This is a genomic window from Proteiniclasticum sp. (assembly GCF_032054185.1).
GTDB lineage: Bacteria > Bacillota > Clostridia > Clostridiales > Clostridiaceae > Proteiniclasticum.
Genome location: NZ_DAMBTF010000007.1, coordinates 98,403 through 120,995, shown reverse-complemented (window position 1 = coordinate 120,995; position 22,593 = coordinate 98,403). Strand labels below are relative to the sequence as shown.

The following is a 22,593-nucleotide window of genomic DNA, read 5'->3' as shown; positions in this document are numbered from 1 at the left end:
AATCTTCTGCAGAGTAAATCGGAGATCAGAAAAAATACATCCTGCTGAATAATGAACCGGCAAAAGGGGAAATTTATCCCTTCTGCCGGTTCGCTTTTTCTATTTATCTCTGTTTAGAATCTTCTCCGCTCTTGGGGCTCTCAGCATGGAGGCTGCGGGCATATTGGATCCAAGAAGTGGTGCCAGATAATATTTGAAAGCCTCAGTCACATTGTTTCCGTCCCTGCTGATATACTCGTCAGGCATGAGTTTGGTTTTTGCAGCCACATCCTTCAGGCTGCTCAGTTTATAGTCCACAGAGTAGAATCCTGTTCGGTGAATGGTGATGGAACCGTCCACGTTCTGCCAGATGGCAAACTGAGCAGCCTTTTCACCGACTTCTCTGGCTTCTCTCTGATCCACATCGGATACACATCCGAGGAAAGATCTCTGGAGATAACCGAAGGTGTCTGATCTTACTCTACCGATTTTCAGCTTGTCCTTGATCTCTTTCGTAAGAAGATCACCGAGAGCACCGGTTCCGGAGAGGGATACATTTCCATGGGAGTCCTTCTCTCTTTTCCCCAGCCTTTCCATGATGGGCACTCCGCTCTCGTCCACAATACCTTCAGATAAAGCCACGATGCATCTTCCATGCTGATCGTAGATTCTTTTGACATCTGATAGGAAGGTTTCCACCTTGAATGCGCGCTCTGGAAGGTAGATGAGATGAGGGCCGTCATCGGGATATTTCTGAGCAATGGAGGATGCGGCAGTTAAAAAACCTGAATGCCTGCCCATGACAACACCGATGTGTACACCAGGAAGAGCTCTGTTATCCAGATTCAGACCGATGAAGCTCTGGGCAACGAACTTTGCTGCCGATCCATAACCTGGTGTATGGTCATTGATCATGAGATCATTGTCGATGGTCTTTGGAATATGGATGGCGCGGAACTCATAGTTTGAAGCCTCCGCTTCTTCATTGACGATTCTTACGGTATCGGCGGAGTCATTGCCACCGATGTAGAAAAAATAGCGTACACCGTGGGCTTTGAATACCCTGAAGATTTCCTGACAGTATGCTTTATCCGGTTTGTCCCTAGTGGAAAGAAGTGCTGATGAGGGTGTTACCGCCACGCGTTCCAGATTGTTTGTGGTTTCCTGAGTGAGATCCAGAAAATCCTCGTTGATGATCCCGCGCACACCATTTATGGCCCCATAGACCTTCGTGATCTGAGGGAATTTTCGAGACTCAAGAACGACACCTACAAGAGATTCATTGATTACTGCTGTGGGTCCTCCACCCTGAGCGACAACGACCTTACCTTCAAGTTTCATAACTGCACCTGCCTTATGCCTAATATTTTGAATTTTCTTTTATCATAACATATTTGTATAAGACTTAAGAACAGAAGAAGAGAGAAAGAAAGGACATTCTGTTAATTTTTCGCAGAAAGCGTCAAGGGAAAATCGGGAAATGGTATCATTGAGATAAGAGTTCACCGTATGTTTATACATGGGAGGGTAATGGCATGGAAGAAAGAAGGCTGTCTCCTGGTAAGCTGCTTTTAGTCGTCTTTGGAAATCTTGTTGTCATGGGGCTTACTGTTATCGCAGCGTATAATCTCGAAGGATATATCCTTGAAACTTTCGGGTTTCTCGCCACTCTGACCTATTCAGTGATCGGTCTGTCTGTGATTCTCATCATTACCGTATTTGTATTCAGACTGGAAAGTGTGAGGATCAAGGCAGGAGGGCTAGGCATTCCATTTATATCCCTGTATCTTTTCCTGAAGATGGTTCTTGAAAACGACACAGGGATGATCCTGTCTGTGATGATCATACTGAGTGCGCTTGTCATGACTTTATTCAAGCTGAGAGGGATGTCGCTCTATTACAGTATGGCCATGCTTTTTCTTGTATTTGTCGTGATTATGATAGAACTTATGGGAATGGATCTTAAATTACTGCTCGATACATATGGACTGTTATTTTTCGGCAACTGATTTTGAAAAACACTTTTAACACGAGGAGGTTTTCTTATGAATGCAACTGTGGGCGCTGTTTTCGGATGGGTCATTGTCATCGCCTATTCATTTACAATCCTGAACTATATCCTGAAATTCATCAACCGGAAATGGGGTAAAGAGATCCGAAAGAACGAGAAACTGAAGGGACCTTTCCAGATGGTCATGTCCTTTATCGTCAGGAACCATAGGATATTCGGTTTCATTACGCTGGGTGGGATTCTGGTGCATTTCTTTATCCAGTTCAGCAGGTGGGGATTGGTTGCAAGTGGCGCGGTCGCTGCAGGCCTTATGTTCACCCAGGCGGGTCTTGGTGCATTTGGTACCTATATCAGAAAGAAGAAAAAAGGACCATGGCTCATCGCACATCGGATCGTAGCCGTGCTTCTGCTTTTAGCAATCATCTATCATATCGTCTACGTAAAGCGGAATTACAGTTTTTAGAAAATAAGTGAATTTCATGGTATATGAGCACTTCCAGGCATTGATAGATTAATATCAATGCTTGTTTTTATGGTTGAATTGAAGTAGAATTATCTGGTATTAGGGAGTAGCTTCTCTGTATCTTATAGGTATAGAGTGTGGACAGTCGTCATGACGATTAACAATCCGGTTGTCCAATCGAATTTCTTTGAAAGCGAGACTTTTACCAATGTTTTTGGTAAAGGGTCTTTTTTTATGGGCTGAAATGCCTTTGATAGCATCTTTTGACTGAAAAACAAATATAATTCGAGGAGAATGACCATGAAAATCACCGCAATCATCATCTTTATCCTGACTTATGTACTGCTGCTCTCCTTACCTAAGCATAGAGCAAAAATAGCGGTCACTTCTGCATCGCTTTTTGTGATCCTGGGGATTATTCCGCTTAGTGGAGTGTTTTCCATCATCGACTGGAATGTCATTTTTATGATTGCAGGAACAATGGGTCTTGTATCACTTTTCATCGATTCAAAAATGCCCTCACTTCTGGCGGATATCATCATAGCAAAAACGCCTAATGTCATGTGGGCCATCGTATCTCTGGCTTTGTTTGCCGGAATCATCTCAGCGTTCGTTGACAACGTTGCAACAGTCCTTATGGTTGCGCCTGTAGCCCTCACCATCTGCAGAAAACTTGGCGTATCACCAATTTCAAGCATCATCGCCATTTCTGTGTCATCTAACCTTCAGGGAGCAGCGACACTTGTGGGCGATACCACATCCATCCTTCTTGCTGGACATCTTGATATGAACTTCTTTGATTTCTTTATCTATAAAGGAACTCCAGGCCTGTTCTTCATTGTTCAGGTCGGTGCGGTCATGTCCACGCTTGTCCTATTATGGATATTCAGAAAAGAGAAGCAGCCCGTAGCTGCACTGGAAAAGACAGTCGTAACCGATTATTTTCCAAGTATTCTTCTTGTACTTATGGTCATTCTACTGATCATCGCATCGTTTGTGCCGAATACGCCTGATACCATCAACGGAATCATCTGTATGGCGCTGCTTTTTGTGGGCCTCATCAAGAGCTATGTGGTCAATCATGACAGAAAGCTCATAACAAACGCCATAAGAGAAATCGACTATGTGACACTTCTTCTTCTATCCGGACTCTTTGTGGTCGTAGGGGGTATTTCTGAAGTGGGTGTCATAGAAGATATCGCAGCAATCTTTGTCAGAATTTCCGGAGATAATCTGTTTCTTGTCTATACACTCATCGTATGGTTTTCGGTACTGATTTCCGCATTCATCGACAATATCATCTACACAGCGACCATGCTTCCTGTTATAGGGGGGATTGCATCGCTTCTTGGCGGAGACCCGACCGTGCTCTACTTCGGACTCATTATCGGAGCCACTTTAGGCGGTAACCTTACCCCGATTGGCGCTTCAGCCAATATTGCCGGTATCGGTATTCTTTCTAAGCAGGGATTTGAAGTGACTACGAAAGACTTCACAAGAATAGGTGTCCCCTTCACTCTTGTAGCGGTTCTTTCAGGATACATTCTGACCTGGTTCCTGTTTGCGTAGAAAGTGAACTAAAGACAGATCACATAAGTCATAAGAATAAGTATATGTATATCAAGAAGAGAAGAAGTGCAGTGGCTTTATCATGAGGCCTAATGCACTTCTTCTCCTGATTTTGGGGGATTATTTCTGGGTATTCTGTTTATCTGAGAAATTCTCCATATGCATTGAGGATTCTCAGGCACCTTAAGGTGTTGAAATGTCCTCTTCTTCCTTCCTCGAGAGGAAAGTGGAGCTCACCGCTGTAGGTGATGCCCTTTGAAAAGGTGCCGTCGGGATGCTGTTTTTCCTTAAGTATTATGAGCGCTTCCTCCATTCTTTTATCATAGGGAAAGCCTCGATCCATAAAATAGTAAAGCGCTCTATGGATATCGTATTTCCACCGTGTGGGAAAGGCCAGATTGAGGAATTTATGATCGATGATCTCACCCGTATGGTCGGAACGGAAAAGGTTATGTTGAAGAATAAACTGAGAGGCGCATTCTGCAGCTTCTTTAATCTCCTCAAGCCTGTAAGTGTATCCGTTTCTCTCATATTCAAGAAACCCTTCAAGAACGGAAATGGTCGAATGCATGGAGCTGTGCCTGACATTATTGCGGTTATATCTGCAGTTGTAGCCGCCGTCTGAAAGACTGACCTCTAGCAGATTATCCACCAGGGGTTTCAGAAGATCTTCCTCGACCAGAAAATAACTCGAGAAGTTCAGTGTCATGCCGTTCACGCAGACATCGCTTTTTTTGTCCGAGGAAATGGCGATACCGCCATCAGAAGCTCTATGCTGAAGAAAGATGTTCCGGGCAGGAATCATAGCTTCCTTCGTGTCTCGAGGGATTTCCAGATAGCGAAGATCAAGAAGGGTGTAATGGGTGCTTGTCCATTTGCCCACATAGTCGCTTTTTCCGAAAGTGTAGTCGTCATTCTGATGGGACAGGAAACGCTTTCCGAATCCGTCGATCAAGGTCTGTTTCTGAAGTTCTCTTAGTGTATCTACATCTTCTTCCAGCAGATACTTTCTGGTCTGGTAGATAATGCAAGGGTCTGAGGAGAGAAGAAAATCCAGCGCTTCATCACTGAGTATCCGGTCATCCATAGATCAGTCCTCTTCTTTCATGGTATAGATCTTCCCCTGAAAATCGATGATGTAGATTTCTCCTTCCTTATCCAGTCCGAAGGAGGAAATCATAAGATCCGTATCCAGAAGATCATGGTTTTCCGCTTTGAGATCTGAGTCAAACCACAGTGCCCAGATCCTTCCTGAGATGAAATCGCCGTAGATATAAGCGCCTTTTAAGCTGTCCATATCGTCTCCATAATACGTGAAGCCGCCTGTGATGGATTTCCCTTCTGAGTGGGGATATTCATAGACTGGGGGAATATGATTCTCTATGGATGAGCCCTCTTCGTACGTGCTAGTCCCTTCGAAGCGGTTCCATCCGTAATTTCCTCCAGATTCGATCAGATCGATTTCCTCGATTTCTCCCTGACCCACGTCAGCTGCAATGAGGAGATTTCTGCCGGGGTCAAAGCTGAATTTCCATGGATTTCGAAGACCGTAGGCATAGATTTCTTCCAGGATATTTCCGCCTTGTCCCTTGAAAGGATTGTCTTCAGGAAGGAGATATGCCTGATCTTCCGTATCCACATCGATCCTCAGGAGTTTGCCGAGGTAACTTTCCAGATTCTGCGCATTGTCCTCAGGATCTCCACCTGACCCGCCGTCACCTGATGCGATGTAGAGATATCGGTCTTCTCCGAAAAGAAGGCTTCCGCCGTTATGGTTGCTGAAAGGCTGGTCATAGGAGAGAAGAACCTTCTCTGTGGAAAGATCCACGGGAGAGACACCTTCATGGGTGAAACGCGAAATGAATGTCTTGCCTTCCTTAGTGTAGTTCACGAAAAGGTATCCGTTATCTTTATACTGAGGGTGAAAAGCAAGTCCAAGAAGGCCCATCTCCTGTCCGGATATGTCTACCACCTGAGAAAGATCAAGATAAACCGCCTTTTCCTGTGAATCCTCGAGTGATACGGAGTAAACAAGTCCATGGCGCTCGACGACATAGACAGTATCTTCATCGGTTTCATCATGGGTAAGTGCTAAAGGTTCCTTGAAGGTAAGTCCTGGAAAAGCATCTTCAAGCCTGTATTCTTCCGGCTGAAAGGAGTCCGGTACCGTAAAATCATCGTCATCTCGATCAGAAGGGGTTTCAGCTGCTGGGGTTTCAGGTTCTTCGACAGGTGTCTCCGGGTTTTCAGTACCTGTAGGAGGAAGAGGCTCCATATCGTCATCCTTCTGGTTTACATTGCATGCTGCAAGCATAAGGGCAAGGAGAGGGACAATCAGTTTAACTGGCTTCATTTTTCTCATCTCCTTAAAATGAATTGAATATTCTGCAATTTAGTTAATCTGATTGTATCAAAGGATATGGGGGATGTAAAATCTGAAAGTTCTCCTGAGAAAGAGTGTCGTTTAACTGCATCGGTAATACGAAGTGAGGGCCTCTTCTTCCTGAAAACATAGTCATTGTGTATTAAGTATGCTAATATTTTCTTAATAGATGAATAAACATACGGCTAGAACAAATTTTTCAGCGAGGTGAATGTCATGAACGAGAAAAGCGGAATTACCATTTCAAAGAAATCGTTTCTTTCCTCTGTAATCATCCTGGGTATCCTCATGATACTCTCGGGACTTCTGACAAAAATCATTCCCTCAGGCACATATCAGCGGATCTTCACTGAGGGCAGAGAGTCTGTGGTTCCCGGTTCATTCCGGTTTATGAATAATGTGGACTATCCTTTCTACAGATGGTTTACAGCACCTGTGGAAGTGCTTTTTGGCCCCGATGCGCTGACGATCATCGTCATCATTCTTTTCATACTCCTCATCGGGTCTTCTTTCAGGGTTCTTGATAAGAGCGGCATTCTTCGGTATATCATGGCTTCTATTGTAAAGCGTTTTGAAAAGAGAAAGTATATCCTCATGGGGATCCTGATTCTGTTTTTCATGCTTTTCGGATCACTCTTCGGAATATTTGAGGAACTGATTGTTCTGGTGCCCATGGCCGTAACCCTTTCCTATTCCCTTGGATGGGACTCTTTAGTCGGACTTGGCATCAGTGCCATGGCTTCCGGCTTCGGTTTTTCCGCAGCGATCTTCAATCCCTTTACTTTAGGCGTTGCTCAGACACTGGCAGACCTTCCGCCATATTCCGGTATGGCCTACCGCATTCTGATCTTCATCACCATATATCTTGCTCTATATGGCTTTCTGTACCTCTATGCAAGAAGAATCGAAAAGAAACCGTCCCTGTCACCTGTATATCAGGAGGACCGGGCGGTAAAGAGAAGATTTTCCCTTGATGAAGAAGTTCAGAACTTCGATCAGAAGAAGATGGATAAAGCAGTGAGAATCTATACCATCTTCATGGGGCTGATGGTATTCGTGATTCTGCTGGGATTTTTTGTGCCTGCACTTTCCCAGATTACGCTGCCTCTTGTTGCGGTCATTTTTCTCATCGCAGGGGTTGTGGGCGGTGCACTCAGTGAATATGGAACCTTCAGGGAGATTCTTCTGGATCTTATGAGAGGCTTTCTTTCCATGCTGCCAGCTGCAGTTCTGATCCTCATGGCCATGAGCATCAAGCATATCATGACAGAAGGCAAAGTCATGGACAGCATACTTTTCTATGCCTCAGGGTATATTGAGGGACTCAGTCCGAATCTTGCGGTTCTCGGACTGTATGTCCTCATTCTTGTTCTTGATTTCTTCATCGGTTCAGGCTCGGCAAAAGCGTTTCTTGTTATGCCCATCATCCTCCCTCTGACGGATATGGTTGATGTCACAAGGCAGACAGCAATCCTCGCCTTCTGTTTCGGTGACGGATTTTCGAACCTGATGTTTCCTACAAACCCTACGCTGATGATTGCCCTGGGCCTTACCGTCGTAAGCTACCCGAAGTGGATCAGGTGGTCCATCAAGATTCAGGCAGTGGTATTTTTCATCACCTTAGGTTTCCTTTTTCTTGCAAACTCATTCGGCTATGGACCGTTTTAGGAGGGAGATTTCATGATGACATCAGATGCAGCAAAACACTTGAGTGAAGCAGTCACCTTCAGAACCATATCCCATGCTGATTATACCCTTACGGATTACGGCGAGTACCGGGCATTTCTTGAGTTTCTCGAAAAAACCTATAAAAATGTGCACAGATATACAAAGAGGGTGATGATCAGTGAATTCAGTCCGGTCTATCATCTTGAAGCGAAAACCAAGAAGTATCCGCCGATTCTCCTTCTTGGCCATTATGACGTGGTCCCTGTTGAGGAAAGCACGATAAAAGACTGGGCAGTACCGCCCTTTTCCGGTGAGATCAGAGAGGACTATATCTACGGAAGAGGAACCCTTGATGATAAGAATCAGATTATTTCCATCATGGAAGCCATGGAGGAAATTCTTGAAGAAGGGTATGTGGGTGAAAGGGATATTTACATCGCTTTCGGTTTTGATGAGGAAATCGGAGGAATGAACGGGGCTAAACAGATTGCTGCCTACTTCAGGGAAAGAGGAATCACTTTTGATCTTGTCCTTGATGAAGGGGGAGCTGTGGTTGAAGGGGTAGTAGAGGGGCTAGAGACACCGGTGGCACTTGTTGGTGTTGCAGAGAAAGGATCCTCTATGATCAGGGTGAAAGCGAAGGGTGACGGTGGTCACTCCTCAATGCCAGGGCGGACATCGGCAATTACAGTATTATCGGAAGCGGTTCTGAGGCTTTCAGAAAACCCCATGAAGCCCAGACTCACTGCACCGGTGACAGAGATGCTTAGGGGTATGGCACCCTATATGGGCAGAAAGGGCATCTTTCTGAAGTCCATAGACAGAAGTTTTCCCTATCTGTCACGGGTACTCTCGAAGAGTACGACCATGAATTCTCTCATCAGGACGACCATTGCGGCAACGATGATGAATGCCGGAACAGCGCCAAATGTCATGCCTCAGGAAGCGAGTGTCACTTTCAGCGCAAGAATTCTTCCAGGGGATACTTACGAGAATGTCATCGCTCATATGATGAAGGTGAACCGTCATCTTCCTCTTGAGTACGAGACTCTCGTCAAGGAAGAAGCATCAGCTGTATCACCCCATGACAGTGAAGCATTCAGAAAACTGGAGAAGAATATCCATAAAGTTTTTCCGGAGACCAAGGTTCTTCCCTATCTTATGGCAGGAGGAACGGATGCCAGAAAATATGAGGGTTTATCTGAAAACATACTGAGATTCAGCTGCATCAGAATGAATAATGAGGATCTCGACAGAATTCATTCAACGGATGAGCGGATACATATGGATAATCTAAGGGTTATGATCGAGTTCTATAAGGTTATGATAAAGGGGTGAGAAAATAGCCTGCGATTGTCCAAAGACAGGTATTCTTTTAGAAAAGCACGACGAATATAAAGTAAAAATGCATCTGTTTATCTACGGAAAAACCGTAATATACAGATGCATCTTATTTTCTATTTCACCGAGAATTTTTATCAGGAACTCGTTCTTCATTTCGATGAGCGATTCCATTTCGTTGATGAGAAGGTTATCCTTACGGTTTCCGGTTTCCATGAAGAACATGGAAAGTCCGCCAGGACCTACATGGGTACCTACTGCAACGCCCATCTGCATGAGATGGATCTCACCCTTGAAGCCGGTCTCTTCAAGCAGCTTAGCTTTCAGGTTGTCTGCATAGCTTTTGTCTGTGGTATAACCGATAATGACAAAATCTGTAAGCGCTTCATCATTTCTCTTCTGGAATTCACGGATATAGTGAGCAAGTACTTTTCTTCTTCCTCTTTCCTTGGCCACAATGGAACCTTTGCCGTCTTTCATGGTCATGATGGGTTTGAGTTTAAGCATTTTACCGATGATCGCACTGGCACCGGAAAGTCTTCCGCTTCTGATGAGATGATCAAGATCATCTACTGTCAGGAAGTGCTTGACGTTGGTCTTATAGGTTTCATTGAAGTCGATGAGTTCCTGAAAAGATGCACCTTTCTCACGAAGTATGGCACTTTTCATGATGAGCCAACCGCTGCCGTGACTCATGGACTTGGAGTCCACGACGTAGATTTTTATATCCGACTCCGGATTCTCCTCGTAGAAGTAGTCTTTGGCAAGTGCTGCCGACTGGTAGGCACCGCTGGTTCCGCTGGACATGCATATGCAGAGAATTTCTTTGGTTCCTTTTTTCGCCTCTTCTCTCATGATGTCGAGATAGTAAACAGGACTTGGCATTCCTGTTGTTGGGGGATTTTCAAGTTTTTCCATCATGCTGTAGAACTCATCCGCTGTAATATCGATACGGTCTCTGTAGCTTTTGCCGTCCATGGTCACAGTAAGGGGTGCTATGCTGATGTCATATTTATCCAGGATTTCCTGGGATAGGTCGCAGGTTGAATCTGCCATTAGTTTAATCATTTTTCCTCCATATGGCATGGAAAGGTATAGGCTTTTTCCATTTAGCGCCATGTTTTATCTTCATTATTATAAAGCATCCTGGACATTTAACCTAATAATTTCTTCGGATTGGATGAATCTCTGGTCTGTTCCTTCGAACTTTTGTACCCTAAGCCGAGACCTCAAGGAGAAGAAGGAAAGAAGAAGATGCTATAATATTGATATTATGATATTCAGACAGGAGAAAGAAGATGGGGATTTATAGAAGATATTTCAGGAAATACAGGGTGCTGTTCTTTACTGCGGTCACTTTTGTATTCTTCGAATCCATGTGTGATCTGCTTCAGCCTACCATTATGGCAAGAATCATTGATGATGGGGTAAGAAAGGGTGAGGTTCAGATTGTCCTTGAACTGGGACTGCTTATGATTTTCATCACTGCCCTTGGTGCGGTGTTTGCCGCAATGAGAAATATTCTGGCCTCGCAGGTATCTCAAAGGTTCGGGAAGGATCTGAGGGAAGATCTGTTCTCAAAGATCATGAACTTCTCAGAGGAGAGTGCGGACAGGATCGACAGCGGTTCGCTGATCACAAGAATGACAAACGATACTGCCCAGTCGGTACAGTTCGTGAACGGGATGATGAGAATCTTCTTCAAGGCTCCTGTGACAGGAATAGGAAGTATGATTCTGGCTGTTGCCTTAAGCCCGAATCTTTCCCTTGTTCTTTTTCTGGTCGTGGGTATCGTGTCACTTCTCATCACCGTCAGCATGAAGATGAGCTACAAGAGATTTGCTAAAGTTCAGGCAGCCATGGACAGGCTGAATCTCGTGATCCAGGAATATCTCATGGGTATAAGACTCGTCAAGGCTTTCGGGCGTCAGAGCCATGAAGAGGATAAGTTTGAAGAAGCCAATGCGGACCTCGAGAAAAAGGGGATTTCTTCTCAGGTCATCGTGGCCTACTTTGCTCCGGTTCTGAGCCTTGTGGTGAGTGTCGGAATCGCACTGGTTCTATATATCGGAAGCATTTTCTTCATGCGTGGAGAAATTGAAGTTGGAAAGGTTGCAGCCTTCATCAGCTACATGACTCAGATACTCACCTCCATCATCATGATTACGAATATCTTCAATACATTCGTCAGGACCAAGGCCAGCACAGAACGTATATCGGAAATCTTCAGTGCGAAATCCGATCTGGATGAGGGTGAAGGAACCCTTAGCGGTGAGGGAATGAAAGTGGAGTTTCAGGAGGTATCCTTTGCCTATCCGGAAGGAAGCGGAAGATTTGCTCTTGAAGATCTGTCCTTTACCCTTGAAAGAGGAGAAACCCTTGCGGTCATAGGACCTACAGGATCCGGAAAATCAACCCTCGCCTGGCTTCTATTAAGATTCTATGATGTCAAAAGGGGGAAGATCCTTCTGGACGGGACGGATATCAGAGAAATCAATATCAGCCGTCTTCGTGAAGCCATTTCTCTTTCCTCTCAGAAGACCATGCTCTTCTCGGGAAGCGTCAGAGAGAACATTGCATGGGGAGAAGAGGATATTCCCCTTGAACGGGTTGTTCAGGCGGCAAGAACTGCAGAGGCGCATGACTTTATCGAAAAAATGGATAAAGGATACGACAGCGAAATCATGCAGGGAGCAGTCAATCTTTCCGGCGGACAGAAGCAGAGAATTTCCATTGCCAGAGCTCTCGCCAAGAAATCAGGACTGCTCATCCTGGATGATTCCACAAGTGCCCTTGATGCCGTAACAGATGCCAAGGTCAGGAAGGGGATAAGAGCCTTCAGTCCGGAAAAGACCACGATCATCATTACACAGAGAATCGGAACAGCACTTGGCGCAGATCGGATACTTGTGCTTTCCCATGGGAAAAGGGTCGGATTCGGAAGCCATGAAGACCTCATGGAAAACTGTGAAATCTACAGAGAAATCTACACCTCTCAGATCGGTGAGGATGATTTGGAGGTGGAGCATGGCTAAAGAACAATTAAACACTGAAAAAATGGACAATATGCCCAAATTCGGAAGATTCGGGGGAGGAGCGAAAAGGTTCGATCCTGTGGAAAAACCGAAGAACATCAGAGATACGCTGAAAAGGCTCATCAGTCTCTTCAGAAGATACAGAAAAGCGATCTTTACCGCCACGATTCTTACACTTCTGGCATCGGCCATTTCTCTTTCAGTGCCGCTGCTCATCGGGCAGGCCATAAATACCTATGATATTGAAGCACAGATTGTTGATACCTCTCTTCTTCATCGGATTCTCTATACGCTTCTCATCTGCTATGCCGCGGTCTGGTTTCTGCAGACAATTAACGGTGTGCTCATGGCTAAGGTCACCCAGAAGCTGGTCAAGGATCTTCGGGAAACATTTTTTGAAAAGCTTCAGCGAATCCCGCTGAATTTTTATGATGAGAGGCCTCATGGGGACACCATGAGCAGAATGACAAATGATGTGGACAACATCAGCGGATCCATTGCTCAGACGACCACCGAGTTTATCGCGTCGCTTTTTACCCTTGTGGGTACCCTTGGCATGATGCTCTATCTGAATCTCATACTGACAGGACTTTCACTGGTTTCGGTGCCTCTTTTTATGATCCTCACCAGAGTCATCGCAAAAAGAAGCAGAGTCTATTTTATGGGCAGACAGAGAGCGCTCGGAAAGCTGAGCGGGATAACGGAAGAGAGCATAACCGGTCTTAAGATGGTCAAAGCCTTCAATCAGAGAGAGAAGATGGAGGAAGAGTTCAGAACAACAAATTCTGAGCTGTGCGATCATGCCACAAAGGCTCAGATATGGGCAGGTTTTCTTATGCCGTTTATGAATGTCATCAGCAATCTTTCCTTTGCGCTTATAGCCCTTGCAGGAGGCGTAATGACGGTCAGAGGAGCACTCAGCATCGGAATTGTTGTGAGTTTTCTGACCTACTCCAAGCAGTTCGCAAGACCGCTAAACAATATTGCGGGTATGTTCAATAACATCCAGTCTGCTCTGGCTGGAGCGGAAAGAATATTTGAGATTCTGGATGAGGATGAGGAAGTTGAAGATGGTCAGGATGCGGAAGTAATAACCAGACCTCTTGGTAAAATAGAATTCCAGCATGTGCATTTTTCCTACGACGGTAAAAAAGAAGTACTTGAAGATGTCAGTTTTAGCATAAATCCTGGAGAAACCATAGCCCTTGTGGGGGAGACAGGTGCGGGAAAAACGACCATCGTCAATCTCATGACCAGATTCTATGATCTTGATGAAGGAAAGATCACCTTTGACGACAGGGACATCAGGTCCATAAAAAGGAGAAGTCTCATGGAGAATTTCTCCGTGGTTCTTCAGGACACATTTCTTTTTTCAGGAACCATAAAAGACAACATAAGATATGCAAAGCCCGATGCGACTGAAGAGGAAATCATCCTTGCAGCAAGGCTTGCCCATGCGGAGGAGTTCATTCTCATGCTGCCTGATGGATTTGACACTATGGTTTCAGGAAATACGGATACACTCAGTCAGGGGCAGAGACAGCTTCTCTCCATCGCAAGAGCTGTGCTCAGTGATGCGAGGGTGCTCATTCTGGATGAAGCCACAAGTTCTGTGGATACAAAAACCGAGAAAGATATTCAGAAAGCCATGGTGAAGCTTCTCAGAGGAAGAACCAGCATCATCATCGCACACAGACTTTCAACCATCAGAAATGCTGACCGTATCTATGTGATCGGCGAAGGAAAGATTCTTGAAGAAGGCAGCCATGAAGATCTGATGAAAAAGAAAGGACCTTACAGTGAGATGGTCCTCAGCCAGCTAGGGAACATGGGGTAGCAGAAGAAACCTGAAGAGATACCGTCTGCGGAAACAATGATGTTTCCGCAGACGGTATTTAAGACGGCGATGTCCCTTTGGAGGGAAGGGATATAGAGATATCGTTGTTCTTCATATAGAGGATTCTTTGAAATAATGACAAATAAAAAAGCAGCTGCTTACGCAACTGCTGATTTTATTAGACTATCTTCTATTGAACTTTTCGTTCTTTCTTGCTCTTCTGCAATCAGGACATCTAACTGGTTCGTTTTCGAATCCCTTTTCCTTGTAGAATTCCTGCTCACCTACTGTGAATAAAAATTCGTTGTTGCAGTCTCTGCAAATGATCTTCTTGTCTTCCATTGATTTTTCCTCCTTAGAAACAGTTATACCTAAAATTCTCTGTCGCTAAGGCGAAATTGAAATCTTTGTAACTAACTGTATTTTATTATCCCTTTTCAAGGACAGCTTTATTATAACACAGGTGGTTTGCAATTAAAAGCGTTTTCCCGAAAAAGTTTTATATAAATTGTAGAACCTTAATTGTAGAATAATCTGAAGATTGTATATTACATCTTCAATAAAAAAAGCAGCTGCCTGCGCAGCTGCTGATTTATAAGATTATCTTCTGTTGAACTTTTCGTTCTTTCTTGCTCTTCTGCAATCAGGACATCTTACTGGTTCGTTTTCGAAACCTTTTTCCTTGTAGAATTCCTGTTCACCTACTGTGAATAAAAATTCGTTGTTGCAGTCTCTGCATATGATCTTCTTGTCTTCCATTGATTTTTCCTCCTTAGAACAGTTGTCCCTAAAATCCTCTGTCGCTAAGGCGAAAGCTAAATCTTCTTGTTAAACTGTTATTTATCCTTTATTAGGACTACATCAGTATAACAGAGTCTCAGGGAAATAGATAGTAAATGAGGACGATATGCACATCTCGTTATAATGAGGTGTAAATAATGCGAGATAGGTCAGGTATGGGTCTTCAGATTACGGATTGACGGGTTATTTTGAATTTTATGTATGCTGACGAATGGTTTAGTATTATAATGTTTGTAGATGTTGAACCTTCTGGTGATACATCTGGCATATTAACTTGAAAGGAGTGGTAGATTATGAGAAATGATATTGCAGATGTTTTAAAAAACCAGACCGGAGGATATGCCTTTTAAGGATGCGTAACCTCCAATGAAAAACTGACTTGGAGGAAAAAGAATTGAAAAAAAGAACTGAAAACCTGGGCTTCACCGAGAGAATACAAAATGAAGCTCAAATGCACGAAGGACTTTATGCAGGGCGAGTCATCTCGCAGCATAAGGATCTTTATACCGTCGCACTGATCGAGGGCGAGGTTCATGCAGAGGTATCCGGAAAGATGAGATACCTTGCAGCTTCACCCATAGATTTCCCGGTTGTGGGAGACTTTGTCATGGTTGACCGGAAGGATGACGAAAACGGATATGCCATCATCCATGCGATCCTGACGAGAAAAAGCCTGTTTGTCCGAAAAGCGGCAGGGCGAAATCCGAAGCCTCAGGCAGTGGGCGCAAATATCGATGTGGTATTTCTGTGTATGGCACTGAACAATGATTACAATCTCAGAAGACTGGAAAGATATTTTGCAGTAGCCCTGGACAGCGGCGCGGTTCCTGTCATCGTACTGACCAAATCTGATCTGTGTGAGGATCCTCTGGAAAAAAAGAGAGAGGTGGAAGAGATTACCATCGGCTACGATGTGCTGGTCACTTCCGGCAGCGATGAGCACGGCTACGAAGCTCTTAAGCCTTACCTTGGTACAGGCAAAACGGTGGCATTCATCGGCTCTTCCGGTGTCGGCAAGTCCACACTGATCAACAGACTCCTAGGTAGAGAGGTCATGGCCACTCAGGGCCTGAGAAATGATGACAAAGGCAGACATACCACAACCAGCAGGGAACTGCTTCTTCTTCCTGAAGGCGGTGCAGTCATCGATACTCCTGGAATGAGAGAGCTGGGCATTGACCACGCGGACCTTGAAGAGTCTTTTGTGGACATTATGGAGCTTCAGACAAAATGCAGATTCAATGACTGCAGCCATGAAAAAGAACCAGGCTGCGCCATCAGACATGCACTTGAAGAAGGGTTTCTTACAAGAGAGCGATATGAGAACTATCAGAAGCTGAAGAAAGAGACGAAATATGACGGACTGAGTTCAAGGCAGATCGAAGAGAAGAAAATAAGAGAGATGTTCGGCGGCAAAAAAGAGCTCAAGAAAGCAAGAAAAGAGTTCAAGTCCAAGAACAGATAGGAGAACACTTCCCTTTAATACTGATCAGAAGGAGCTGACTGTCATGGTTATGGATAAAAAAGCAGCTGAATACTGGGCGAGGTTCATTAAAGAAACAGGAAGAGACAAAGATACCCGCTGCTACTCGGTATTTCATTTTGAGCTGACAAAGGAACTTGCAGAGTCGCTTCTGGAGCTTGTCCTTTCAGGAAAGAAAAAGGCAACAGCCAGCAGCAGAAATTCATTTGAGATCGATGGAGAAAGATTACCCGAGATCGGTGATCTTTCGGTGGTTACTGATTTTGAAGGTAACCCAAGATGTGTAATCGAAACAGTTGAGGTTACCCATATCCCCTACAATGAAATGACCTATGAAATCTGCAGCCGTGAAGGTGAGGATGATAATCTCGAGTCCTGGCAGAGAGGCCATGAAAAGTTCTTCAGAAATGAGGGGGCTGAAATGGGGTATTCCTTCAGTGAAGATCTCATTGTCGTCTTTGAAGATTTCAGAGTGATTTATCAGTAGAATATAGAGAAGAGATGGATGGCGTCATATATCATCCATCTCTTCTCTTTTATGAACCATAAGGCTACCATAGATCCAGGAATCATGAAAATCCTGCCTGGTTGCATATGATATAATCATAGGGATAGAGATTCAGATAAATATTGAAGAGAAGAGCCATGATGGTATGGCATGAAGGAGAAAGTATGAGTAAGACACTGGTACTCGCTGAGAAACCCTCAGTGGGAAAAGATATCGCAAAAGCCCTAGGTATTAATGGGGGAAAAGACGGATATATTGAAGGAAAGGATTATGTGGTCACATGGGCTCTGGGTCACCTGGTCACGCTTGCGGCGCCAGAAGAATATAAGCCGGAGTACAAGGAGTGGAAGATGGAACTTCTGCCCATGATCCCGGAGAAGATGAAGCTTTCTGTCATTGGTCAGAGCGCAAAGCAGTATAAGACCGTTAAGTTTCTCATGGACCGCAAGGACGTAGATAGTATTGTTATTGCTACTGATGCGGGACGTGAAGGTGAGCTTGTTGCCCGCTGGATCATCAAAAAAGCCGGCGTGAGGAAGCCCATGAAGAGGCTCTGGATCTCCTCCGTTACAGAGAAGGCCATAAAAGACGGGTTTAAGAATCTGAAAGATGCGAGAAACTATGAAAATCTCTATAAATCTGCAGAAGCCAGAAGTCAGGCGGACTGGATTGTAGGCATCAATGCGACACGTGCACTGACCGTCAAGCATAATGCTCAGCTTTCTTTAGGTAGAGTTCAGACACCGACCCTCGCCATGGTTAAGTCCAGAGAAGAGGAAATCAGAGCTTTTCAGCCGGTTCCTTACCATACCCTTAAGGTCAGAGCAGGAAGTGTTCTCTTTCAGCATGAAGGGGGAAGAATCTTCAACCAGAATGAGGCTAAGGAGAAATATAAACAGCTCGACGGAAAAGATATGCTCATAGAAGATGTGCAGGTCAGTGAAAAGAGAAAAGAGGCGCCGCCTCTATATGATCTTACGGAGCTCCAGAGAGATGCCAGCAATCTTTACGGTATGAGCCCCAAAGAAACCCTGAACACCATGCAGGCGCTCTATGAGCGTCATAAGATACTGACCTATCCCCGAACGGACTCAAGGTATATCTCTAGAGATGTCGTGGGTACACTGGCCGACAGAGTCAAAGCTTCCGCCAAGGGAGACCTCACAAGTGTGGGCAGAGAGATCCTGAGAAAAGGCATAAAGGAAAAGAAGAGCTATGTGAATGACGCCAAGGTTTCCGATCATCACGCCATCATCCCGACAGAAGAGTCTGTTGTCCTTACGACACTTACGGACAAAGAGAGAAAGATCTACCTATTGGTTGTGAAAAGATTCTTAAGTGTCCTCATGGATCCATACGTCTATAAGGAAATGGTGGTTACAGGTGCCATAGGTAAAGAGACTTTCAAAAACAAGTCGAAGGTCACCATCAGCCAGGGGTATAGAGCCCTTGTGAGAGAACAGGACGAAGAGGAAATGGAAGAGAGAGAATCCCTTCTTAAAAAGGGAGACAGACTGAAAGTGGAGAAAGTGATCCTGGAGGAAGGAAAGACCAAGCCTCCGGCCTATTTCACAGACGCCACACTTCTGTCTGCCATGGAAAATCCTGGTAAATATATGGAGTCATCCGATAAAAAGCTGGAAGCCATCCTGAAGGAGACCAGCGGGCTAGGAACAGTTGCAACAAGAGCGGACATCATCGAAAAGCTGTTTTCTTCCTTTGTTCTTGAAAAAAGAGGCAAGGAGATCCACATCACGGAAAAAGGCAGGCAGCTTCTGAATCTGGCACCGGTTGATCTGACTTCACCCGAGATGACCGCAAGATGGGAAGCCAAGCTTGAGAAGATCAAAAACGGTCAGCTCACAGAAGAAGCCTTCATCAGAGAGATGGAAGACTATGCAAGAAAAGTCATTACGGAAATCAAATCTTCAAAGGCCACTTTCCGTCATGACAATGTTACCGGACATAAATGTCCAACCTGTGGAAAGAACATGCTGGAAGTCAAAGGAAAGAACTCCACCATGCTTGTCTGCCAGGACAGAGAATGTGGCTACAGAAAGACACTCAGTTCACAGTCCAACGCCCGATGCCCTGAATGCAAGAAGAAGATGGAACTTGTGGGTGAAGGAGAAGGCAAGTACTTCAAATGCAAGTGCGGCTATCGCGAGAAGCTTACGGCCTTCCAGGCAAGAAGAGAAAAGGAAGGGACTGCCATGAGAAAGGGCGAAGTGAAGCAGTACCTGAACAAGATCAACAAAGAGAACGACGAGCCATTAAACTCTGCCATGGCAGATGCGCTCAAGGATCTTTTTAAGAAGTAACTCTTAATAAAACTGCAGAAGAATGATTAAGATAAAATCAAGGCTGATGGAATCATGAGGTTTCCATCAGCCTTGCTAGTTGTTCTATAGTAATATTCTTTGAAGAAAGTCTTAAAGTCTGTGTTTCTTCAGATAGGTCAGTGCATACTCAGCGTATAGGGAACTTCCTGTGGAGAGGACATCTTCATCAATGTTGAAGTGATCATTATGGTGGGCGTAGTTTGTGCTTTTTTCAGGATTTCCTGAGCCGATGAATGCGAAGCATCCGGGTTTACGCTCAAGATAGAAGGCGAAATCTTCACCGCCTGTGGTTTTTTCCTGAAGTACGATATTCTCTTTACCCATAACTTCTGCTGCCGCTTCATAGGCAATGGCGGAAGACTCTTCTTCATTCACCACTGGAGGCAGGTTGTAGACATAGGAAAGTTTTGCTTTTGCACCATAAAGAGAGGCAGTATTTTCCATGACTCTACTTATGGAGTTTTCAATGGTTTTTCCGATTTCAGGGCTGAAGTATCTGACTGTTCCTTCCAGTTCGGCAGTTCCTGAAATGACATTGAAGGCAGTACCTGAGTGGATGGAACCTACGGAAACAACCAGTGGATCAAGGGGGCTGTATTCACGGCTGACGATGGTCTGGAAATTCATGACCAGGGCGGATGCCACAACCACTGCATCAACGGTCTGATGAGGCATGGATCCATGACCGGAGAGACCTTCAATACTGATCTTGAATCTGTCTGTTGCGGCCATTCTTTCACCGGATTCCAGTGAGACTTTTCCTGAGGGGAGATTGGACCAGATATGCGCGCCGAAAATGTTGTCCGTTTCTTCATACCAGTTTCCGGTTTCAATCATGATCTTTGCGCCTTTTCCGATTTCTTCTGCTGGCTGGAAAACGAGGTGAACTGTGCCATGGATCTCATCAAGGGAGTCCATAAGCATCTTTGCTGCACCCAGCAGGATGGCCATATGCGCATCATGTCCGCAGGCATGCATCTTTCCTTCTGTTCTGGATTTATAGGGAACATCATTTTTCTGAGTGATTTTCAGTGCATCCATATCGCTTCTAAGGGCTACTGTTTTTCCTGGATGATTTCCCTTTATAGTTGCCACAAGACCTGTAGGGTTTCCTTTGATGTACGGGATGCCCATTTTATCGAGCTCTGCAGCGATAAAAGCTGTGGTTTCGAACTCTTCAAGACTAAGCTCCGGATAGCTGTGAAAATGTCGCCTCATTTCTATGATGTAGTCTTCATATTTCGCTTTTTTCTCCTGTAATTCCTGCATGGATGTCCTCCTGTAAAACCTTATTTTCAGACTATTCTATAGGATTAAGATTTCAGTGTCAATGAAGCTCTAAACAGATAATGGACAGATGTATACAAAAGATGAATTTCACCCTCTTAATCTTGATTAATATACCCCCTAGTGGTATATTGAATAAAAATAACACATGGAGGATCTTAAGATGAGTATGATATTTGAACTGAAAACAGAAAAGTCTTTTGAAGAAGCATCTGAAAGCCTGAAAAAGGCTCTCTCTGATCGTAAATTCGGTGTTCTATGGGAAATGAATTTCAAGGATAAACTGCAGGAAAAGGGACTGGATTTCAATAAAGACTTCAAGGTCATGGAAGTCTGCAGTCCACCAAAGGCGAAAGTGGTGCTTGACCGTTACCTTGAAGCTGGTTACATGCTGCCCTGCAAAATGGTTGTATACGAAAAGGAAGACGGTGTGAAGATCGGTATGATGAAACCCACAAGTCTTGCAGGAGTCATGGAAGGCATGGAGCTTGATGATGTGGCTGAAGAAGTGGAAGGAATTCTTAAGGAAGCCATAGAAGCTGCAGTATAAGATGGATAGATGATTCCCATAACAGTTTTTGATAAACAGAATGGTATATGGATGAAGTCATAGAGACCTGAGCTGGTGCAATTATGCGCCGCTCAGGTACCTATTAAATATATAAATAATATTAAAATAAAAAATCCTTGGATAGACCTAAGCGGCCAGTTCAAGGATTTTTCAGCTCTATCCATAATTGGAATGAAATCTATCTTAGTATCTATTCACCACGTAAAAAAGCGATTTCTTCGGTGTACAGATTCGTTTTCTTGTCCAGCCAAGGCGTCTCTAAAATCAATGGCCTGTCTTTTGTCACTTCATGATGGACAATATACTTTAATGCTTCAGCACCAATCTGGTCTATTCCTTTGGGGTTGCCTTCCCGTGCTCCGATATTTGCATGACGGTCTTTCCTGGCACCTCTTATGTTCAGTGAGCCATTGATATGAAAAACCTTTAATCTATCAAGACCGATGACATCATCAAACTCCTTTATCACTCCATCGAAATCATGTATGATGTCATACCCGCTGTCATGGGTATGACAGGTATCAAAACAGATGCCGAGTTTTTCTTTGTGTTCCACAAGTTCTATGATCCTCGTGAGCTCTTCAAAATTTCTTCCGATTTCTGTACCTTTTCCGGCCATGGTCTCCAGACAGATGAAGGGCTTTGTGTCCTTGTCCAGCACCATATTCAGTCCCTCAGCAATTTTATTGATACCATACTCCACATCCATATCTGTAAAAGCTCCTGGATGAAGCACCAGATAATTGGAACCTAAAGCAGTGGTTCTATCCAGTTCAATCTTCAGAAACTCCGTTGCCAGGTTGAAGATTTCTGGTTTGTAGGAAGCCAGATTGATGATATAGGGGGCATGAATCACGAAGTCCGACAGGTTGTGCTCTTTCATGAAAGCGTGTCCTTCCATGATTTTCATTGTTTCAATGGGAGATCTTCGGGTGTTCTGGGGGGCACCTGTATAGATCATAAACGAGGTGGCGCCATAGCTGAAAGATTCCATAGCCGCACCGATAAGCCCATTTTTGATGGAAACGTGAGATCCGATTTTCATGATAACTATTCCTCCTGAGTTTTTCTCTAACACCAGTATACAACAGAAATTGAATTTTGTGTGATTGGATTTTATGCTATTTATCAGATGGACGCAACTGATTTCTCCTGACTTTTCGTCGCGAAAATAATAAGCCCAATGGAACTTAAGGCGAAAATCGATTTTCCGGTGCAGAAACTGGAACCCCAAATCACCCCAAATCACTTCTTTATTGATAACTTTTCCTCGGTGTTGATATCCCGTGAATAAGTGAGATAATAGAGGTGACAG

Annotated in this window: 19 protein-coding genes; 11 read left to right on the top strand and 8 right to left on the bottom strand. The window is 44.4% G+C overall.

Translation table 11 applies throughout. The annotated features are described in order from the left end of the window. Nucleotides 1–99 precede the first annotated feature (99 nt). Nucleotides 100–1,320, bottom strand: coding sequence for a 6-phosphofructokinase (locus RTX25_RS05885; protein WP_312651708.1), 1,221 nt, complete (start codon nt 1,318–1,320; stop codon nt 100–102). Between the two features lie 194 nt (nt 1,321–1,514). Between RTX25_RS05885 and RTX25_RS05880 the strand changes: the two genes are divergently transcribed. The 3 genes from RTX25_RS05880 to RTX25_RS05870 all read left to right on the top strand — a co-directional run bounded on the left by RTX25_RS05880 (nt 1,515) and on the right by RTX25_RS05870 (nt 4,022). Next, complete coding sequence (locus RTX25_RS05880) at nt 1,515–1,988, top strand: hypothetical protein (protein WP_312651706.1); 474 nt, start codon at nt 1,515–1,517, stop codon at nt 1,986–1,988. 36 nt (nt 1,989–2,024) lie between these two features. After that, the gene (locus RTX25_RS05875) at nt 2,025–2,453 is read left to right on the top strand and encodes a hypothetical protein (RefSeq protein ID WP_312651704.1); all 429 of its coding nucleotides are present in this window, start codon (nt 2,025–2,027) and stop codon (nt 2,451–2,453) included. A gap of 300 nt (nt 2,454–2,753) precedes the next feature. Next, the gene (locus tag RTX25_RS05870) at nt 2,754–4,022 is read left to right on the top strand and encodes an SLC13 family permease (RefSeq protein ID WP_397428522.1); all 1,269 of its coding nucleotides are present in this window, start codon (nt 2,754–2,756) and stop codon (nt 4,020–4,022) included. Between the two features lie 139 nt (nt 4,023–4,161). On the opposite strand, the gene RTX25_RS05865 is transcribed toward RTX25_RS05870, so the two are convergent. Together RTX25_RS05865 and RTX25_RS05860 are read right to left on the bottom strand one after the other, a co-directional pair. Next, nucleotides 4,162–5,109, bottom strand: coding sequence for a hypothetical protein (locus RTX25_RS05865; RefSeq protein ID WP_312651701.1), 948 nt, complete (start codon nt 5,107–5,109; stop codon nt 4,162–4,164). Between the two features lie 3 nt (nt 5,110–5,112). Beyond that, entirely contained in the window at nt 5,113–6,375 is a 1,263-nt protein-coding gene (locus RTX25_RS05860) for a PQQ-dependent sugar dehydrogenase (RefSeq protein WP_312651699.1), read from the bottom strand. Nucleotides 6,376–6,621: 246 nt separating this feature from the next. Between RTX25_RS05860 and RTX25_RS05855 the strand changes: the two genes are divergently transcribed. Both RTX25_RS05855 and RTX25_RS05850 read left to right on the top strand, forming a co-directional pair. Beyond that, entirely contained in the window at nt 6,622–8,073 is a 1,452-nt protein-coding gene (locus tag RTX25_RS05855; RefSeq protein ID WP_312651697.1) for an AbgT family transporter, read from the top strand. A 12-nt stretch (nt 8,074–8,085) separates the two neighbouring features. Next, a complete protein-coding gene (locus tag RTX25_RS05850) occupies nt 8,086–9,411 on the top strand; it encodes a M20/M25/M40 family metallo-hydrolase (protein ID WP_312651695.1) in 1,326 nt (441 codons plus the stop codon). 81 nt (nt 9,412–9,492) lie between these two features. Here the strand turns inward: RTX25_RS05850 and RTX25_RS05845 are convergent, their stop codons facing one another. Next, on the bottom strand, nt 9,493–10,482 hold the full coding sequence (locus tag RTX25_RS05845; protein WP_312651693.1) for a DegV family protein: 990 nt from the start codon (nt 10,480–10,482) through the stop codon (nt 9,493–9,495). A gap of 230 nt (nt 10,483–10,712) precedes the next feature. Here RTX25_RS05845 and RTX25_RS05840 point away from each other — a divergent pair, with 230 nt between their 5' ends. Both RTX25_RS05840 and RTX25_RS05835 read left to right on the top strand, forming a co-directional pair. Beyond that, nucleotides 10,713–12,449 (top strand): ABC transporter ATP-binding protein, encoded by a 1,737-nt coding sequence (locus tag RTX25_RS05840; RefSeq protein WP_312651691.1) that lies wholly within the window; start codon nt 10,713–10,715, stop codon nt 12,447–12,449. After that, a complete protein-coding gene (locus tag RTX25_RS05835; protein WP_312651688.1) occupies nt 12,442–14,286 on the top strand; it encodes an ABC transporter ATP-binding protein in 1,845 nt (614 codons plus the stop codon). The genes RTX25_RS05840 and RTX25_RS05835 overlap by 8 nt, the downstream gene beginning before the upstream one ends. A 183-nt stretch (nt 14,287–14,469) precedes the next feature. Here the strand turns inward: RTX25_RS05835 and RTX25_RS05830 are convergent, their stop codons facing one another. Together RTX25_RS05830 and RTX25_RS05825 are read right to left on the bottom strand one after the other, a co-directional pair. Then, nucleotides 14,470–14,628, bottom strand: a complete 159-nt coding sequence (locus tag RTX25_RS05830) for a zinc-ribbon domain-containing protein (protein WP_312651685.1) — start codon at nt 14,626–14,628, stop codon at nt 14,470–14,472. 258 nt (nt 14,629–14,886) lie between these two features. Continuing rightward, nucleotides 14,887–15,045 (bottom strand): zinc-ribbon domain-containing protein, encoded by a 159-nt coding sequence (locus tag RTX25_RS05825; protein WP_312651685.1) that lies wholly within the window; start codon nt 15,043–15,045, stop codon nt 14,887–14,889. 436 nt (nt 15,046–15,481) lie between these two features. Here RTX25_RS05825 and rsgA point away from each other — a divergent pair, with 436 nt between their 5' ends. The 3 genes from rsgA (at nt 15,482) to RTX25_RS05810 (ending at nt 19,399) form a co-directional block, all read left to right on the top strand. Next, entirely contained in the window at nt 15,482–16,552 is a 1,071-nt protein-coding gene (gene rsgA / locus RTX25_RS05820) for a ribosome small subunit-dependent GTPase A (protein ID WP_312651682.1), read from the top strand. Between the two features lie 43 nt (nt 16,553–16,595). Beyond that, nucleotides 16,596–17,057 (top strand): ASCH domain-containing protein, encoded by a 462-nt coding sequence (locus tag RTX25_RS05815; protein WP_312651679.1) that lies wholly within the window; start codon nt 16,596–16,598, stop codon nt 17,055–17,057. Between the two features lie 185 nt (nt 17,058–17,242). Then, the gene (locus RTX25_RS05810; RefSeq protein WP_312651676.1) at nt 17,243–19,399 is read left to right on the top strand and encodes a DNA topoisomerase III; all 2,157 of its coding nucleotides are present in this window, start codon (nt 17,243–17,245) and stop codon (nt 19,397–19,399) included. Between the two features lie 111 nt (nt 19,400–19,510). On the opposite strand, the gene RTX25_RS05805 is transcribed toward RTX25_RS05810, so the two are convergent. Then, nucleotides 19,511–20,689 carry an amidohydrolase gene (locus RTX25_RS05805; protein WP_312651673.1) on the bottom strand — a complete coding sequence of 393 codons (1,179 nt, stop codon included), beginning with the start codon at nt 20,687–20,689 and terminating at the stop codon, nt 19,511–19,513. A gap of 181 nt (nt 20,690–20,870) precedes the next feature. On the opposite strand from RTX25_RS05805, the gene RTX25_RS05800 reads away from it, so the two are divergent. Beyond that, nucleotides 20,871–21,257, top strand: a complete 387-nt coding sequence (locus RTX25_RS05800) for a DUF302 domain-containing protein (protein WP_312651670.1) — start codon at nt 20,871–20,873, stop codon at nt 21,255–21,257. A gap of 211 nt (nt 21,258–21,468) precedes the next feature. On the opposite strand, the gene RTX25_RS05795 is transcribed toward RTX25_RS05800, so the two are convergent. Beyond that, nucleotides 21,469–22,323 carry a deoxyribonuclease IV gene (locus tag RTX25_RS05795; RefSeq protein WP_312651667.1) on the bottom strand — a complete coding sequence of 285 codons (855 nt, stop codon included), beginning with the start codon at nt 22,321–22,323 and terminating at the stop codon, nt 21,469–21,471. Between the last annotated feature and the right edge of the window lie 270 nt (nt 22,324–22,593).